Here is a 15,727-nt window from a genome sequence, read left to right as displayed (position 1 = left end):
GGTTTGCATGGCTTGGCCCCGCCTGCCCGGGCTTCTCCAGGACGACAACGACGGCACGAGTCATGCATGGGAATGGCCCGGCGGTTTTGATGTTTCAGGGGATAAGGACGTCGCATAACCCATAGCAACACGATCGATGAGATATGAGGTTTCCCACTGGCGTGGGGCGAGTAAATGTCCTGGAAAGAAGTTCCTGATCTGCTAGCGGTTGGATTGCTGATCTACGCGTTCGTAACCGTGTCGCGTCCAGCCGGCAACGTGATGACGCGGCTTTGGCTGGCGGGCTGGGTCTGCGTCGAGCTGCATTTTGCGGCGTATTCGTTTCTGGATCTGCCCGGATGGGGCGGCGTGCTTGCCGATATCGTCGGCACCGTGGCACTGGTGTGGTGCGCGACATTGTTCTGTTGGTCCATGGATCCGCGGCTTCACCAGTGGGAAGGCCGCTTGTTGTTCTGGGCCATGTCGATCGTCTACACGTTCTATCTATCGCTGACATCGCTGCAGGCGGTGCCCAACAGCGTCATGGTGGCCGCGGCGAGCCTGTTTGCGCTGGTGCCGCTCGCCATCGTGACCATTAGCCCGCATGCGGAGCGGCCGGCGACGCGGTGGATTGCCGTAGGCGTCAATACCGCGCTGGCGATTGCCTTGCTGCGTTGGCAGTTCTCCCCGCATGGCGCCGACTTGATGGGTGTGCTGCCGTTATTCGCGGTCTATTTCATTTGCTGCCTGCAATTTGCGTTTTCCAAACAGCGCAGGACGGGCGGATTCGTGGTGACGGCGCTGGGCTTGCTGGCCTGGTCGCTGGTGTTTCCGGTTGGCATGTTGTTCGACCTGTACTGGCCGAAGGTCGACGTGGGCGCCGAGGTATGGAATCTGCCCAAGTATCTGGTCGCGGTGGGCATGATCCTGCTGCTGCTCGAAGGTCAGGTGAAACGCAACCAGCATCTGGCGCAGCACGATCCGCTCACGGGTTTGCCGAACCGCCGTCTGTTCCAGGACCGCATCAGCGGTGCGATCGAGCGCGCGCGCCAACGCCAGGCGCGCATGGCGATGCTGGCTATCGACCTGGACGGCTTCAAGCAGGTGAACGACACCCTGGGCCATCACGTGGGCGACGCCGTGTTGCAGCAGGTTGCGCGCCTGTTCAACGGACGACTGCGGCGTATCGACACACTGGCACGCACGGGCGGCGATGAATTTTCAGTGGTGCTGGAAGGCCCGATCACCCGCAGCGAAGCGGCCGACGTCGCCAGCGCGCTGCAACAGCTGCTGGATACGCCTTTATCGATCGATGGCCATACTCTGCAGATCGGTGCGAGCATCGGCTTGGCCATGTTTCCGGATGATGCGCAGACATCGCATGGGCTATGCATTCGCGCGGATGAGCGGATGTATATGGTCAAGCGCAATGGTGGCTGCGCGGTGCAGGCGGGCTAAGCGGCGCTAAAGGTTCAAGCCAACTGCTCATCCAGGCTGCGCGTCTGCGGAATGATCTCATCGCCCGTATGCTTGGTCGACGCCGGTTCGATCAGCATGATCCAGCATTCCTCGTCCGCGATGGGATTGTGGCGAACGCCACACGGGACGGTGAAGAAATCGCCTTCGCCCAGATGGATGATTTGCTGTTCCAACTCAATACGCATCCGGCCTTTCACCACATAAAACAATTCGTCGGCGTCGTCATGGGCATGCCATATCAAATGACCTTTCAATTTGGCCGCCTTGAGCAGTTGATCGTTGACGCGACCTACGACTTTCGGTGACCAGTAATCCGTAACGCGATCGAATGCTTGCAGCAAGTTCTGGGGCGACAACATGGTGCATCCCTGTATAGGGCAATGGGGCCGTTATGATGCCACGTAGGCTGGGATGAAATCCCAGCATTGCCATGCCGAGAGAAGCTGGGATTTCATCTCAGCCTACGCGTCGGCGGGTTGTACCGGTCGCTAGCATCATCGTGCACGCAGGTTGGGGCGAGGCAACGCCGAACCCAACATCGATACCTTTGTGTATGGCGATGCCGGGGTTCGCTTGCGCTCACCCCGGCCTACGTTGTGAATCTCGTGACGAATTTGTGAACGATAAACCCGTTTGCGGAAACATATGCCCATAAACGGAATTCACGGTTCTTTTGTGCGGTAGTTCCTATTTATCGACTTTATCCAACCATAGCATCCATGGCGAAAACCGCTTGCTTAGCGTGCATGTGTCATTGCACGCACGCGGCATGAATGTTTCGATGTTGTCTGCGCAAACCGGATAAAGCGAGGTTTACTGCGCGCCACCCACGTCATTCTCGAGCTCGACGCGATGCTCGGGCGGTCAGCTGTTGCTCTTATCCATGGAAAGTCGCAGGGGTTTCTCATGATTGTTGTCGAACCACGCATTGGCTATGAACGCCTGCTCGATGCCATGGCGGAATGGGGCATCAAAGTTTGCTCCGGTGTAACAGGCGGCGGTCTGGTGCATTTGTTGAAGCATATGGAGCCTTACGTGCCGCACCGCTCGCGCAGCGGCCAGATCGAGTTCTTTACGGTGGGCGAATATGCGGCGGGATTCGTACCGCTTGGGCATTACCTGGCTACCGGCGAGATCGCTGCCGCGGCGGCCACCACGGGTGCGGCCAGCAAGCTTTTGCTGTGCGGCTTGAGCGACGCGAAGCTGCACAACATTCCGGCCGTCTATTTGATTGCGGCCACGCCGGCAGAGATGGCGTATCAAGCACCGTTGCAGGACACCACGGAGTCCGGCAGCAACATGGTGGGCCAGCTGATGGCCGAGTTGCCGCATGGCACGTTTGTGCTGGATGACATCGATGCGCTGGAAGAGCAGCTGTCGGCAGCGCGTGATCAACTGAATCAGTCAAAACCCGTGGTGCTGGTGTTGCCGCCTGATGCATTGTCGGAGCTGACGTCGCGGGCTGCGGAGCGAAACATGTTGCTCAAGCCGCGAACTGCGGTCGATCGTGAAAGCCTGACCGCCTTTTTGCAACGCCATCTCTCGCAGCGCAGAAAGGGCCGCATCGTCATCATGGCCGGGGACGAGGCGCCGCGTTATCGGGACATGCCTTATCTCACGTCGCGGCTTTGCGAGGTGCTCAAGGCGCCGATCGTATGGAGCATCAATGGCGCCAATGCGGTATCCCGCGACAATGCTTACGGCTACGGTTATCTCGGCTTTGGCGGCAACGATCGCGCTGCCGAACTGTGGGATGGCTTGAACGAGCATGACATGTTGATCACGATCGGCTTCTGCGGTGACGAGTACACCACCAATTTTGCGAAGCCCAAGGCCGGCCTGGTTTGGAACATCACGGCCAACGCGCATTTTTATGGAAGCCTGCACGGAAGTTTTCGCCATCAGGTGGCGGGCGAGTTCCAGCAGACCGTGGGCGCCGTCGAGGCGATCCTGCGCGAAGCGATTCTCTGGTGCCAGTCGCATCCGCAGAGCAGCAAAGAGGAACCGCCGCGTTATGCAAACCTCAACATCGGCACGCGTGGCAGTGCGCCCGGCAACGCGGTGGATATTGTGGCGTTCTACGAACAGCTGGACGGCTTGTGGCAACCGGACAGCCTCGGATTCGACGACGTTTGCCTGGCGTATAAAGACCGCCAATACGTCACGCAGCGCCCCCATCCGCATGCAAAGGTCTATTCCTTGTATCGCGGCTCCGCCATGGGCAGTGCATATGGGCTAGGGCTGGGTGCAAAAATCGCTTCACCCGGCAAGCACGTGTTCGTATTTTCCGGCGATGGTTGTTTCCGTCTCTACGGCGGCTGTCTGATCGAGGCGCGGCAACTAGGCCTTACGTTGTTCGTGCTGGACAACGCCAACTATGGCATCGTGGAGCAGGGGCTCACCAAGGTTCTGCCCGATACGCCGGCGCGCCGTTATCACGGCGAACTGGAGCGGATTGATTTCGGCGCGATGGCGCGTGCATGTGGCTGGTCGAGTGTTCGGGTGTCGCCCGATTTGAGCAATCTTGCCGACATCATGCGTGAAGCCTATCAGCGGCATCGTCCGTCGATGCTGGTCGAGGTGCCGGTCGACAGTTACCAAGTGGTCGGGCCAAATCCGCGCTTGAAGAATCTGTAACTCACGCCGCGGTGCGTGCATCGCACTGCGGCCGGTTTTCATCTTTGCACGCACGAGCCCTTATGACGCTTCCTGCCGCCGCTTCAACACTTTATCGCTTGCTTACGGAGAGTTATGCACGATGGCTCAACCAACCGCTGGTGGATCCTGCCTTGACCGATGAGCAGGGCGCGCGCTGGCTGTATCAAGAGGCACCCTTCGGATTGCTGGCGCATGACACGCGTGCCGATCCGGTGTTTGTCTACGGCAACCTGGCTGCGCAGCGTTGCTTTGAATATTCCTGGGACGAACTGCTGCAGCTACCGTCGCGGCTATCCGCGCGGCCACAGCAAGTGGAGGACAGAAGGCTGTTTCTGGAACGGGTCAGCCAGCAGGGTTTTTCGACCGGCTATCGCGGATTGCGTGTCAGCAAATCGGAGCGCAGTTTCTGGATCAACGATGGGACGGTGTGGCAGTTGGTCGATGAGGCGGGTGTGCTGCGTGGGCAGGCTGCGTTGTTCACCCTGTAGGCGGGGATGAATGTAGACTGGGATGAATCCCAGCACACGGAAGTTGCCGAAAGCGGGGATTGTCATCCCGGCCCTACGATAGTGCGCTATTTGCGTGCCGCCGCCTGGCATTCCCGCACCATCGCCAGCAAGGCATCGCCGGAAACCAGTTCGATCGGCTTGCCGTGCACGAAGCGTTGCGCATCGTCGGTGTAATGGCCGATGGCGACGATCTTCACCGCGTCGGCGCGGTGATGCATAAGCAAGCCGTACATTTCGCGCACCACCCGCACGTCGACCAATTTGGTGCGCCATTGCTTGCATTGCACGAGGATGGTGGCGTTGTCCTTGTGCAAAATCAGGTCGATGCCGCCATCCGCGCCGCCCAGCCCGATTTCGCGCACTTTGTAACCCTGGCGGCGGAATGCTTCGCCGACCAGCATTTCGAATTCGCGCCAGTCCATCGCGCTCAGACTGCGCAAGCCGGTTTGCGAAGTGAGCAGGCGATGCCGGCGCCGGCTGTCGATAAAGGAAATCAGCGCGGCGAGCCAGCAGGCGATCAACAGCAACCAGGCGGCAGGCGCATAGGCGCCGTCGGCAAGCGAGGTGCCCAGGGACTGGCCGACCGGACCGCCAAACGTAGTCATGCACCAGCCCAGTCCATAACGCATGGCGACATAACCTGCTGCGCCGAGGACGATGCCGGCCTGCCATGGCAGTTTGGAAACCATCTCGATGCCACCGTCTTTATGCCTGGCCACCGCCCCCTCCTGAGCGCCTGCTTTTTCTTGAATGCTTGAATGACTCGCGAGTCGGTCGTAGAGCCTGTTTAAACTCGTCAAGCAGGAAGCGCGCCAAACAACCGACGCTGCCGGGTTGATCAAAGACTGCTCAGCTGAGCGTAGAAGACCTGGTGATAGTGCGTGGAAGTGGTTGTTTTGCCTAAAGCAGCGATCGGCCCTGCAAATCCGCGGCATGTGCGGGCACGGCGGCGTTGCGGCGGTCTCGCGGTGACTTCCTGCGTCACCTGACGCAATGGGGCGGCGCGGTGTGTCGCCTAAACAAGCAGCGATCGCCGATAGCGGACTTCATCCACGGTGACACCCCGCATGCTTTCGGTGCGTGCCTGCCCATCGGGAGCCCAGCCATCCGCACAGTAAAGGCGCTCGGCACGTTGGTTTCCGGCCAACAGCCAAAGCATGGCGTGGCGGTAGCCCTGTTCGACCAGGCGAAGCCTCGCCGCCGATAGCAGTGCCGTGCCGAGGCCTCGGCCCCACGCATCGGGATCCACGTAAAGCGCGCATAGTTCACCGCTATCGGGCGTATCCGCGTCGCGCGCCGGCGAGGTGGTGGCGAAGCCGCGGATGATGCCGTCTTCCTCCACCACTACCGTCTTGGGGCGTTGCAGGTCTTGATTGGCGAAGTCGTAGCGCTGAGCGCGTTCTCGCGGATCAAGCCGCGCAAGGTAGTCGCCAGGCAACAGACGACGGTAGCCCACCTGCCATGCGCGCACATGCACACGGGCTATGTGCAAGGCGTCGTCGGGTTGGGCGGGGCGGATCAGCACGCGCGTGAGTGTCGCATGCTTGCCAGGGTGGCGCGATCTTTATGCGACGCTCCCGGCCGCGTAAATTCTCCGAAAAAAAATGACGGCGACATGGCGAGGTCACTCGTCAACGCCATGGCGTTGGTGCAAGATGCCGCCACCATCAGCATAGGTGTCTGCGTATGTGCAGTTGGATGCATTTATATGCGGTCGTTATGCCGGCAAAGACCGGTGTGACGGTAACGCGCCATGTCGATGCCTATGCGCCATCAGGGGAAATCGTCCATGCTTAATCTTCCGCCCAAGGACCCGCGTTCGCTGTTTGGCCGCTTTCAATTCGGCGGCGGGTTGCTGGTAGCCGTTATCGTCGTCATCTTGTTGCTCAACAGTATGTTCGTGGTATCGCCCAGCGAAGAAGCGGGTACGCGCTGGATGGGCGGCACGCCGATGACCTCCGCGCCGCTCAAGACCGGCGTGCATTTCAAGGTGCCGTTCTTCGAAACGGTGGATCGTCTGCAGACGAGCCGTTCGGTCTATACGTTGAATGGTTTGGACGTCTATACCAACGACAACCAGAAAGTCACCATCGACGTCAGCCTGATCTACCAGATACCCACTTCCGCGGTGATGAACCTGCTCTACCACGTCGGGCGCGCCGGATCAGTGGATGTCGAAGCCACCATCCTGCCGGTGGTACGCGATCGCGCGCTGGCTGCGTTCGCGCGCTACAACACGCTGACCATTTCCGACCAACGCGCCCAGATCACCACCCAGATGCGCAAGGACATCAGCGAGGCGTTGCAACGCTTGTTCGACGTCGATGTGATCGACGTGCAGCTGGTCGGCATTCATTACTCGCCGGTGTTCGATCAATCGATCGAAGAGGCCGTGCGCGCCAAGAATCTGGCCGTGCAGGCAGAGAACACCGTGGCGCAGAAGCGCTACGAGGGCGAGCAGAAAACCGTTACCGCCCAGGCCGAAGCGACCGCTGCGGTAGAGCGTGCCACGGGCGAGGCGCAGGCCACCGTGTTGCAGGCGCAGGCGCAAGCCAAGGCGATCGAGACGGTGGGGCAGGCGCTGAAGAACGATCCTGAATACACACGTTTCTACGGCCTGCAGCATTGGAACGGCATCCTGCCGCAGGTGGTGGGCTCGGGTTCCATTCCGATGATCGACTTGAACAAGGGGCAGGATGCCGGCAAATAGATGCTGGTATTCGTCAGCTTGTACGATCAGCAATGAACCGGCTGTTTGGCCGGTTCGTGTAGTTGGAACGGTCAACTCAGAAGCGATATTCCGCCTTGATCGTTCCAGCCGGTACCGACGCCGCCGTACCAGCCATCATGGCCTGCGTGTGCCGTGGTGAGCGTGCCTGGCGTGCTGCCGACAGCATAAGGGTAGACGTGGTTGTAGTTGTTGGGGTGGAAGTGTTGAGGATTTAAGTGTGCATTGATGCAGAGTATGTGCAAGAACGCCGCATGCCAGCGCCGCATGCACTTGCGCGTCCGCACAGAAGCGATGTGTTATTCCGCAGAGTTTGCGTAGGGCGATGCTTCGGCGTGCCTGCTTTGGCTGCTACCGGTGGTGCGCGGTGCGTAATCGTCCATGCTGACCACCACGCGATTGCGGCCGTCGTTCTTGGCGCGATAGAGCGCGCTGTCCGCGGCGATCAACAAGCGGCGCAGTTCGTAGCCGTAGTGTGCCGTGGCAGCGATACCAAAGCTGGCGGTGAGCGGAACGTCTTCGTCACTATCCACTTGCTGGATCGCGTTGCGGATGCGCTCCGCACGCTCCAGCGCCTGGATGACCGTGCACTCCGGCAGCAGGATGCCGAATTCCTCGCCACCGAGACGGCCGAACACGTCGCAGGAATTCAAATGGCACTGGCAAACCGCCACGGCGCGTTTCAATACGGCGTCGCCAACGACATGGCCGTGCGTGTCGTTGATCTCCTTGAAATGATCGAGGTCGATCAGGATCAGGCAGGCGCCGCGCAGGGACTTGCCCACGTAGCGCAGCGTTTGTTCTGCTTCTTCGACGAAGTGCTGACGGTTGAAGATCCCAGTGAGGCCGTCCCGGCGTGCCAACCGCATGAAGCGCAGTTGTGAGCGCTTGAGGCGGTAAAGCCAGAAAGCGATCGAGGCGAGGACGGTCAGCAGCAGGGTGATGTACAGGCGGCTAGTGACGACGGCCTTGTGGTCGAGGGCCTGTTGCAGTTGCAGGATCTGGTTTTGCTTGTTGAGGGTGTCGAGTTCGCCCTTTTTGGCTTCGACTTCTTGCTTGACTATTTGGTAGGCGAGGGCTTTTTCGCGGACGTCGTCCAGGTGCTCCTTGTCTGCGGCGACATATTTTTCATGGTAGGCGAGCGCGTCGCGCAGGTTGCCGTACTGTCGTTCGATTTGATAGAGCAGTTGATAAGCGGAAATCAAAGGCTCAGTAAGATCGCTCTTTGATGCAATATCAATCGCATTCATGGCGAATTTTTGCGCCAAGGACGTGTCGCCTTGTTTCCAATAGACTTGCGCCAGAAGAATGTTGTATTCCGCATTCAAGTCGGGATAGTTGAGTTCTTTTACCTCTTCGTAGTGCCCTTGCAAGATGGTGAGTGCCTCATCCAACTTGTTGTGCTGCAGATCCATAATGGCCATATCGCGACGAATGGTATCTGCGGCCAACTTATCGTCGACTCCAAGACAGCGACTTATGGCATCTTGAAAGCGTTCCTTCGGTACGATAGTTCGACCACCGTGGAGTTCGGCTTGCAAACCGAACATGTGACCCATGCAGTTATTTCTGCCGGTTGGATAATCAGTTCTGAGCTGGTTAGCGTAACTTGCAGCAAGATCATATTGGCCGGCTTCGCTCAATAATTGCGATGCTTCGGCTAGAACATGGGCGCGTGCATCTTGATCGGTGGTTTCAGCCAGATCGTCAAGAGCATGATCCAAATACTTGAAGGCTTCCTCATAGTGGTGTCCAACACCCAGAACATTTATAAGGGTAGCAATTGCTCGCGTTCTTAGCCCGTTATCAGGCGCTTGATTGATTACGGCTTCTAGCAAAGATTTGGCTTTATCATTTTCACCGCTATAAGTTGCTTCCCATCCTTGTAGATAGCGCAAACGCCATTTCTGCAGGTCGGATAATTCGGGCGTACGGGCTTCGATCTCCTGCAGTAGTCGTACGAATCCCGCGTTGTCGGTGGTTTTTATAGCTTCCGCATGCTCCAGCAACTGCCCGATATTATTCGGAGCGGGTGCAGCCACAGTTGCACCCGCGAACATGGCGAACAGCAGGAAGATTCCTGCAGGAAGTTTCCGGCGATGATTGCCGGCGGTATGCATTTATGTCTGAAGAACAGATGGAACGGAGAGTTTGCGGTATAAGTTCTTTTCTCCCGGCTCGTCGTCTCCTTCCTCCTCTTCCTCATCCGGATTCTCTGGATTACTCGGGGAGACGTAGCCAATTGGCATTTCCTTGTGTAGCAAGGCATGCAATTGCGCAACGTCTTTGTTCATGATAGCTGGGCGCAGCACGTCTTCAACTTCCGCCTTCGCCAACTCCACTGACAATTGGCGATCGCCGACGTCGCCCCATTGAGCTTCGCTACCCATGCTTTCCAAAAAACGAATGACATTCGACATCTAAATTACCCCTGTATTACCGACTGTGGAGCCCCCTTATCGGCCGTCGTCGTTCCCACGCACGAGCGGCGGTCCATCATATCGCGCGCGGGGAGCGTGCGTCGCGATATCGAAAACTAGCTAACGCGTCAGGCGTATTTGCCTTTATTTATCCATCGGAATGACCGCTTTCAGGCCAAGGCCGCCAGGCGGGAACGGATTTCATCGTCGGCTTCCAGGGGGCGGGCCGGTGGAATGGCCAGGGTGTCGGCCATGCCTACTTCTGCGGATGGCAGTGTTGCAAGCGACAGGCGCTGGATGCGCGGGGATTCGAAAGGCAGGGTGGCGGCGCGGTAAATCACTACCTCGTGATCCAGCGGGTAATGCCGGGCAAGCACGTCGACCAGCACTTGCCGATGGGCTTCGCCGGTGGAAAAGCGCTTGAGTGTCCGGTCGCCGGCAATACCGATCTGCCACAGGATCAACCAGGCACTTGGATCGATACAACGCCGGTAAAGCATGAACTGGCTGGCTTCGTAGTGCTGGCAGCCGCGCGCGCCGGGATCGATGCCAAGATCGGCGTACAGACAATCTTCGGAGGAGATGCCGGGTTCCATGTGGGCGGGGAAACCTTCGCTGCGCGCCGTTTCGATGGCCTTGTGCGGAACCCAGGCGAATACGCCAGGATGGCCGTAAAACACGCCGCAGACGCGCTTGCCGGTGCGCACCTCGGCCAGCATGGCTTCCACCATCTGCCGGTAGGTCTTCATGCGCGACTTGCCTTCCTGGTAATACGGCTGCAGGCTGCGCACGTCCTTGTTCATGCCCTGCAGCCATAGTTCGATGATGCCGTCGGATACCAGGACGAACACCACATCCGCCTGTTCGATATAGCTGCGGGTGCGCGGGCTGAGGTGGGCACCCAGTGTCATGCCTATGCCTACGCAGGCCAGGCTGCCGTTGACAGGTGTGTCGTTCAAAGTGGTATTTCCCCTACTGCTTTACGTTGCAGTATTACGTGCCGGGGTGGCATCGTCGAGCGCCGCGGCAATCATGGGACGGGAGCCAGGTTTGAGCGAGCGCGAAACACTGGGCGAGTGGGAGTTGCCCGATCCTGTCCGCCGCGGACGAACGTTCGTTTACGTGCTGCCGTCGCTGGGCGAGGACTTGACCAAAGTAGGCTTCACGCAAGACCCGATTCAGCGGTTCCGCAGCTTTCATCCGCGTTTTTTTGCGCTGTTCGATCTGGAGCAAGGGCTGCTTGTGGAAACCGGGCATCTGCGGGAGGCGCGGCGCCTGGAGCGCCTGCTGATCGAGCGCTGGCCAGAGCATCGCGCCTCGGCGCCGTTGCTGGTGGCGGAGGCAGCCGGTGGGCATACCGAATGGTTTCGCGGCATCGGCAATGAAGTGGATGCCTTTGTGCGGCGCACGGCGGATCGGTATGGCTATGCGTTGCATGCCCCATTGCGTGGCTGGTTGCATGCACGCTTTTCGGAGCGGGCGGATCAGTTGTATGAGTGGTCGCAGCGCTTGCTGGAAATGATCGAATGGCAGGATGCGAGCTTGCCGGCGGAGGCGCGCGATCCGCGTTATGCGCGGGCGTTGCTCGACAACCTGGATGCTTGCCGTGCGGTGGGCATGGAGTTGGACTCGTTGCTTCCAGCCAGGGTGCTGGCTTGGTATGCGTCGGTCCGTGGGTTGGAGTGAGCGCATGCGAACCCCCAATGTTGTCAGCTCTGTTCGACATGGCGGTGTTGGGTTCGCACCCGACTACGGGAACTGCTGACAACACGTTGTCAGCAGCAGGCACGCAAGCTAGGCGCTCCTTACCGCGTGGACCTCAAGGACATGACCACCCCGAGCATCACCTTGTACGCAACCCGCCCTGGTTTCGGCATGCCGGAAACCAGCCCGTTCGTGATCAAGACCGAAGTGCAGTTGAAGATGGCGGGTCTCGCTTATGCGAGGGAATCCACCACGCCGCCTCAGGCGCCCAAGGGCAAGGTGCCTTACATGCTGGATGCTGGCGAAGTGGTGTGCGATTCCACCTTCATTCGCACGCATATCGAGCGCAAGTACGGCGTGGACCTGGACGAAGGCCTGGATGCGCGCCAGCGTGCCGAGTCCTGGACGATCGAGCGCATGCTGGAAGACCACCTCTATTTCGCGATGGTGTGGTTCCGCTGGATCGTGCCGGAGAACTTCGCCAAGGGTCCGGCAAACTTTGCCAACGGCGCGCCGGAGGAACAACGCGAACAGTTGCGCCGCGAGATGCAAACACGCAGGGATGCCGATCTGCGCAGCCATGGCATCGGCCGCCATTCGGCAGCGGAAATTGCAGCCTTGGGTGTGCGTTCCATCGATGCGGTCGCGACCTTGCTGGGCGACAGGCCTTATCTGATGGGTGAGCGCATGAGTGCGGTGGATGCGACGGCGTTCGCCATGCTGGCGTCGATTCTTACGCCGTTCTTCGATACGCCGTTGCGCGATGCGGTAGTAGGCCGGCCCAATCTGGTTGCTTACGTCAACAAGCTGATGCGGCAGTATTACCCCGAGCACGCGTGGGCACCGCTGGGGCAAGCGGAAGCTGCCTGACTCGAACCGCTGCTTCGTAGGCTGGGATGAAATCCCAGCATCAAACGCCGCAAAACTGCTGGAATTTCATCCCAGCCTACGTCCGCTCTCCTGAAATAGGGGGGGCGGATCTAAGGCAATATCCGCCCCGGATGCTCGATGCCCATCTGCCTGCGCGCATCCTTGTCCTTCTCCTCCACGCCTTGCTCGATCTTCTGGTCGCGCTGCTTCTGCGCGTCATGATCCATGCGTGCCACGTCTTTTTCATTCCGATCGGATGAACCGGGCTTTCTGCCGTTGGCCAATGTCTGGTCCTGCATGTTTGTGACCTCGAAGTGAAGTTCAGACGTTACGCGGCAACGCTTGTGCATGTCGGCTAGCCTATGTGAACAGACTCATTCACACCCAAGCGTTGCCTACACAGAATTGATCGAGGTCCCCCTAGGCTGTGACCGTCTCCCAGAACCGAGGAGTCGCCCATGGAAGTCAGTTTCAATAACTGGGGCGAGGCCGTCGCGTTCCTCTCCGAGCGTACCGACATTGCGCTGGAAGGATTGATGGCGCTCAGCGCGCAACAAATGGTGGACCAGCAGGTGATCGCTGCGCTCCTGGCGTCCCATTCCCACTTGCGAGCCGCTGCCGATGCGTGGCGGCAGATGGCGTCGGCTACCTTGCCGATTACCCACGTGCGCAGCCTGCAGAACGATCAGCCCGAATCGGTGCGCGAAGCGTATTCCGAACGCATGGCCTACTGGGAGGAAATCTTCCGGCGGGCGATACCCCAGGAGAGCGAATGAGCGCGACGGAATAGGGCAAAACGCGGGCAACTGCCTGTAAAGGGATGCGAAGACGTGAACGGCGTGCAACCATATGCGCCGTTGCTCTTCACATCCCTTTTGCGCATCCCCATGACCAAGCGCCATGCTTTTCTTCGACGCATGCTTGCGTCTGTCGTTCTCGCCGTCGCGGCGCAAGTTGCGTTCGCCCAAGCGCCTTCCACCGTACAGTTGCAGGACCTCACCTGGACCGAACTGCGTGATCAGATCCACGCCGGCAAGACCACGGTGATCATTCCCATCGGCGGCACGGAGCAGAGCGGTCCGTTTGTCGCGGTGGGCAAGCACAACGTGCGTGCGGAATTTCTTGCCGCAAAGATTGCGCAGAAACTCGGCAATGCGCTGGTGGCACCGGTAGTCGCTTACGTGCCGGAAGGCGGCTATGCGCCGCCGACGTCGCACATGCGTTTTCCGGGCACCATCACCATTCCCGATGACGTGTTCGAGAAAATGCTCGAATCGGCCGCCAACAGCTTTGCCGTGCATGGCTTTCGCAATATCGTGTTTCTTGGCGATCACGGCGGCTATCAGAAAGACCTGAAGCAAGTGGTCGTTCACCTCAATAAAAGCTGGGCGGGCGCGAATGCGCGGGCGATCCTGCCGGCGGCGTATTACGAAACATCTTCCGATGGCTACGCCCAACTGCTGCGTCAGCGCGGTTTTCGCGACGATGAAATCGGCACGCACGCGGGGCTGGCCGATACCTCGCTGCAACTGGCGGTCGCACCGCAGATGGTGCGCGCGAATGAGTTGCGCCATGCCTCCAAGCCCGGCGCCGCCGATGGCGTGTATGGCGGCGATCCGCGGCGCTCCACGGCACAGCTCGGCCAAATGGGCGTGGATGCTATAGTTTCGCGCACAGTCGACGCCATTCGCCAGGAAACGGCGGGGCGTTGATACGCGTCATGGGAAATAAATCGTTGTTCTCTTCAAATACGGGAATCTGCCGTGAAATTTGATTGCTTTGGGCGTCTTGCCTTGCGTGCCGGCGTGGTGTTGGCCGGTTTGTGTGTCACTGCGGTAGCTACGGCGCAAACGGTGCAAACCGTGCCCGGCATGCCGCCGGTGACCAACCCCAGCAACATGTACAGCAATGCCGGCTACAACATGTTCAGCCCGGTGGTGAAGGGCGATCTGCCGCGCATCTATGTGCCGAACCTGCGTTCCAACGATGTGTACGTGATCGATCCGAGCACGTTCACCGTGGTCGACAAGTTTCCGGTCGGACGCAGCCCGCAGCACGTGGTGCCATCGTGGGATCTCAAAACGCTGTGGGTCACCAACAACGCCGAAGGCCGCAACGATGGCAGCCTCACGCCGATCGATCCGAAGACCGGCAAGCCGGGCAAGGCCGATCCGGTGGACGATCCGTACAACATGTACTTCACGCCGGATGGCAAGGAAGCGATCGTGGTGGCCGAAGCTTTCGCACGCCTCGACTTCCGCGATCCGCACACCATGGCATTGAAGTCGCGCCTGCAGGCGCCGGAATGCAAGGGCATCAACCACGCAGATTTCTCGATCGACGGCAAGTACGCCATCTTTACCTGCGAGTTCGGCGGCAAGCTGGTGAAGATCGACATGGTCAACCGCAAGGTGCTCGGCTACTTGCAGCTCAGCAAGCGCGGCATGCCGCAGGACATTCGCGTATCGCCGGATGGCAAGGTGTTCTACGTCGCCGACATGATGGCCGATGGCGTGTACCTGATCGATGGCGACAGCTTCAAGCAGATCGGCTTCCTCAAGACGGGTATCGGTACGCACGGCATGTATCCCAGCCGCGACGCTACCAAGCTGTATGTCGCCAACCGCGGTTCGAACAAGGTGCACGGTCCGCCGCATGGTCCGGGCAGCGTGTCGGTGATCGATTTCGCCACGCGCAAGGTGGTGGCCAACTGGCCGATTCCCGGTGGCGGCAGCCCCGACATGGGCAACGTCACGGCGGACGGCAAGTGGCTCTGGTTGTCGGGCCGTTTCGATGACGTGGTGTATGCGTTCGATACCGCGACCGGCAAGGTGAAGATCATCAAGGTCGGCATGGAGCCGCACGGTTTGGCGGTGTGGCCGCAGCCCGGGCGGTTCTCGCTGGGGCATACGGGCATCATGCGGTGATGCGAAAAAAGCCGGCGAAAGCCGGCTTTTTTGTTGATGCTTTCACTCCCTCTCCCCTCCGGGGGAGAGGGCTGGGGTGAGGGGCCGGCGCTTGCGGGGCATTTTGTTTTTACGTGGGCGAGCTTTTTGCTCTTGTTCTAACCAATAAGAGTTGAGTCAAGATTCGCCCCTCACCCTAATCCCAATGCTCCGAACTTAAGGGTTTTCAACCGCTGGAAACTCTTGTTCGTCATTCCAGCGAAAGCTGGAATCCAGTGCCTTTCAGCCCAAACCCGTCATTCCAGCTTTCGCTGGAATGACGGGTTTGGGTTATGTGGCGACTGGGAGACCTTAAGTTCGGAGCATTGACCCTAACCCTTTCCCCGAAGGGGAGAGGGAATAGGTTTGCGATGTGCGTTACATCTGCACCACGTCAAACCCCACATCCGGATTCACATCCGCGTTGTAATCGAC

17 protein-coding genes are annotated in these 15,727 nt (G+C 59.4%); 9 read left to right on the top strand and 8 right to left on the bottom strand.

Annotation, left to right across the window (positions count from 1 at the left end; translation table 11 throughout):
- The first annotated feature begins 174 nt into the window (after positions 1 to 174).
- Positions 175 to 1,437 carry a diguanylate cyclase domain-containing protein gene (locus VJR68_RS14570; protein WP_324148794.1) on the top strand — a complete coding sequence of 421 codons (1,263 nt, stop codon included), beginning with the start codon at positions 175 to 177 and terminating at the stop codon, positions 1,435 to 1,437.
- 14 nt (positions 1,438 to 1,451) lie between these two features.
- Here VJR68_RS14570 and VJR68_RS14565 read toward each other — a convergent pair whose 3' ends face one another.
- Entirely contained in the window at positions 1,452 to 1,817 is a 366-nt protein-coding gene (locus VJR68_RS14565) for a cupin domain-containing protein (RefSeq protein ID WP_324148792.1), read from the bottom strand.
- Between the two features lie 547 nt (positions 1,818 to 2,364).
- Here VJR68_RS14565 and VJR68_RS14560 point away from each other — a divergent pair.
- Together VJR68_RS14560 and VJR68_RS14555 are read left to right on the top strand one after the other, a co-directional pair.
- Complete coding sequence (locus VJR68_RS14560) at positions 2,365 to 4,095, top strand: thiamine pyrophosphate-dependent enzyme (protein ID WP_324148790.1); 1,731 nt, start codon at positions 2,365 to 2,367, stop codon at positions 4,093 to 4,095.
- Positions 4,096 to 4,157: 62 nt separating this feature from the next.
- A complete protein-coding gene (locus VJR68_RS14555; RefSeq protein WP_324148788.1) occupies positions 4,158 to 4,604 on the top strand; it encodes an MEKHLA domain-containing protein in 447 nt (148 codons plus the stop codon).
- Positions 4,605 to 4,690: 86 nt separating this feature from the next.
- On the opposite strand, the gene VJR68_RS14550 is transcribed toward VJR68_RS14555, so the two are convergent.
- The gene (locus tag VJR68_RS14550; RefSeq protein WP_324148786.1) at positions 4,691 to 5,344 is read right to left on the bottom strand and encodes a restriction endonuclease; all 654 of its coding nucleotides are present in this window, start codon (positions 5,342 to 5,344) and stop codon (positions 4,691 to 4,693) included.
- Positions 5,345 to 5,640: 296 nt separating this feature from the next.
- Positions 5,641 to 6,150 carry a GNAT family N-acetyltransferase gene (locus tag VJR68_RS14545; protein ID WP_324148784.1) on the bottom strand — a complete coding sequence of 170 codons (510 nt, stop codon included), beginning with the start codon at positions 6,148 to 6,150 and terminating at the stop codon, positions 5,641 to 5,643.
- 264 nt (positions 6,151 to 6,414) lie between these two features.
- Here VJR68_RS14545 and VJR68_RS14540 point away from each other — a divergent pair, with 264 nt between their 5' ends.
- Positions 6,415 to 7,335: an SPFH domain-containing protein gene (locus VJR68_RS14540; protein ID WP_324148783.1), complete on the top strand. Its 921-nt coding sequence runs from the start codon at positions 6,415 to 6,417 to the stop codon at positions 7,333 to 7,335.
- Positions 7,336 to 7,406: 71 nt separating this feature from the next.
- Here the strand turns inward: VJR68_RS14540 and VJR68_RS14535 are convergent, their stop codons facing one another.
- The 4 genes from VJR68_RS14535 to VJR68_RS14520 all read right to left on the bottom strand — a co-directional run bounded on the left by VJR68_RS14535 (position 7,407) and on the right by VJR68_RS14520 (position 10,732).
- On the bottom strand, positions 7,407 to 7,598 hold the full coding sequence (locus tag VJR68_RS14535) for a hypothetical protein (protein WP_324148781.1): 192 nt from the start codon (positions 7,596 to 7,598) through the stop codon (positions 7,407 to 7,409).
- 54 nt (positions 7,599 to 7,652) lie between these two features.
- On the bottom strand, positions 7,653 to 9,473 hold the full coding sequence (locus VJR68_RS14530) for a diguanylate cyclase (protein ID WP_324148779.1): 1,821 nt from the start codon (positions 9,471 to 9,473) through the stop codon (positions 7,653 to 7,655).
- Positions 9,474 to 9,773 carry a hypothetical protein gene (locus VJR68_RS14525; RefSeq protein ID WP_324148777.1) on the bottom strand — a complete coding sequence of 100 codons (300 nt, stop codon included), beginning with the start codon at positions 9,771 to 9,773 and terminating at the stop codon, positions 9,474 to 9,476.
- Positions 9,774 to 9,943: 170 nt separating this feature from the next.
- Positions 9,944 to 10,732: an SAM-dependent methyltransferase gene (locus VJR68_RS14520; RefSeq protein ID WP_324148775.1), complete on the bottom strand. Its 789-nt coding sequence runs from the start codon at positions 10,730 to 10,732 to the stop codon at positions 9,944 to 9,946.
- 91 nt (positions 10,733 to 10,823) lie between these two features.
- On the opposite strand from VJR68_RS14520, the gene VJR68_RS14515 reads away from it, so the two are divergent.
- Positions 10,824 to 11,459, top strand: a complete 636-nt coding sequence (locus VJR68_RS14515) for a GIY-YIG nuclease family protein (protein WP_324148773.1) — start codon at positions 10,824 to 10,826, stop codon at positions 11,457 to 11,459.
- A gap of 141 nt (positions 11,460 to 11,600) precedes the next feature.
- Positions 11,601 to 12,347, top strand: a complete 747-nt coding sequence (locus VJR68_RS14510) for a glutathione S-transferase family protein (protein WP_324148770.1) — start codon at positions 11,601 to 11,603, stop codon at positions 12,345 to 12,347.
- A gap of 110 nt (positions 12,348 to 12,457) precedes the next feature.
- On the opposite strand, the gene VJR68_RS14505 is transcribed toward VJR68_RS14510, so the two are convergent.
- Positions 12,458 to 12,697, bottom strand: coding sequence for a hypothetical protein (locus VJR68_RS14505; protein ID WP_324148768.1), 240 nt, complete (start codon positions 12,695 to 12,697; stop codon positions 12,458 to 12,460).
- A gap of 108 nt (positions 12,698 to 12,805) precedes the next feature.
- Here VJR68_RS14505 and VJR68_RS14500 point away from each other — a divergent pair, with 108 nt between their 5' ends.
- The 3 genes from VJR68_RS14500 to VJR68_RS14490 all read left to right on the top strand — a co-directional run bounded on the left by VJR68_RS14500 (position 12,806) and on the right by VJR68_RS14490 (position 15,274).
- Complete coding sequence (locus VJR68_RS14500) at positions 12,806 to 13,123, top strand: hypothetical protein (protein ID WP_324148766.1); 318 nt, start codon at positions 12,806 to 12,808, stop codon at positions 13,121 to 13,123.
- A 111-nt stretch (positions 13,124 to 13,234) separates the two neighbouring features.
- Positions 13,235 to 14,059, top strand: a complete 825-nt coding sequence (locus tag VJR68_RS14495; RefSeq protein WP_324148764.1) for a creatininase family protein — start codon at positions 13,235 to 13,237, stop codon at positions 14,057 to 14,059.
- 51 nt (positions 14,060 to 14,110) lie between these two features.
- On the top strand, positions 14,111 to 15,274 hold the full coding sequence (locus VJR68_RS14490; RefSeq protein ID WP_324148762.1) for a YncE family protein: 1,164 nt from the start codon (positions 14,111 to 14,113) through the stop codon (positions 15,272 to 15,274).
- Positions 15,275 to 15,727: the final 453 nt, after the last annotated feature.

The sequence above is a fragment of the Dyella sp. genome (assembly GCF_035277725.1).
Classification (GTDB): Bacteria; Pseudomonadota; Gammaproteobacteria; order Xanthomonadales; family Rhodanobacteraceae; genus Dyella_B.
The sequence above is the reverse complement of the archived record's forward strand: the minus strand, read 5'-3'. Positions and strand labels throughout refer to the sequence as shown.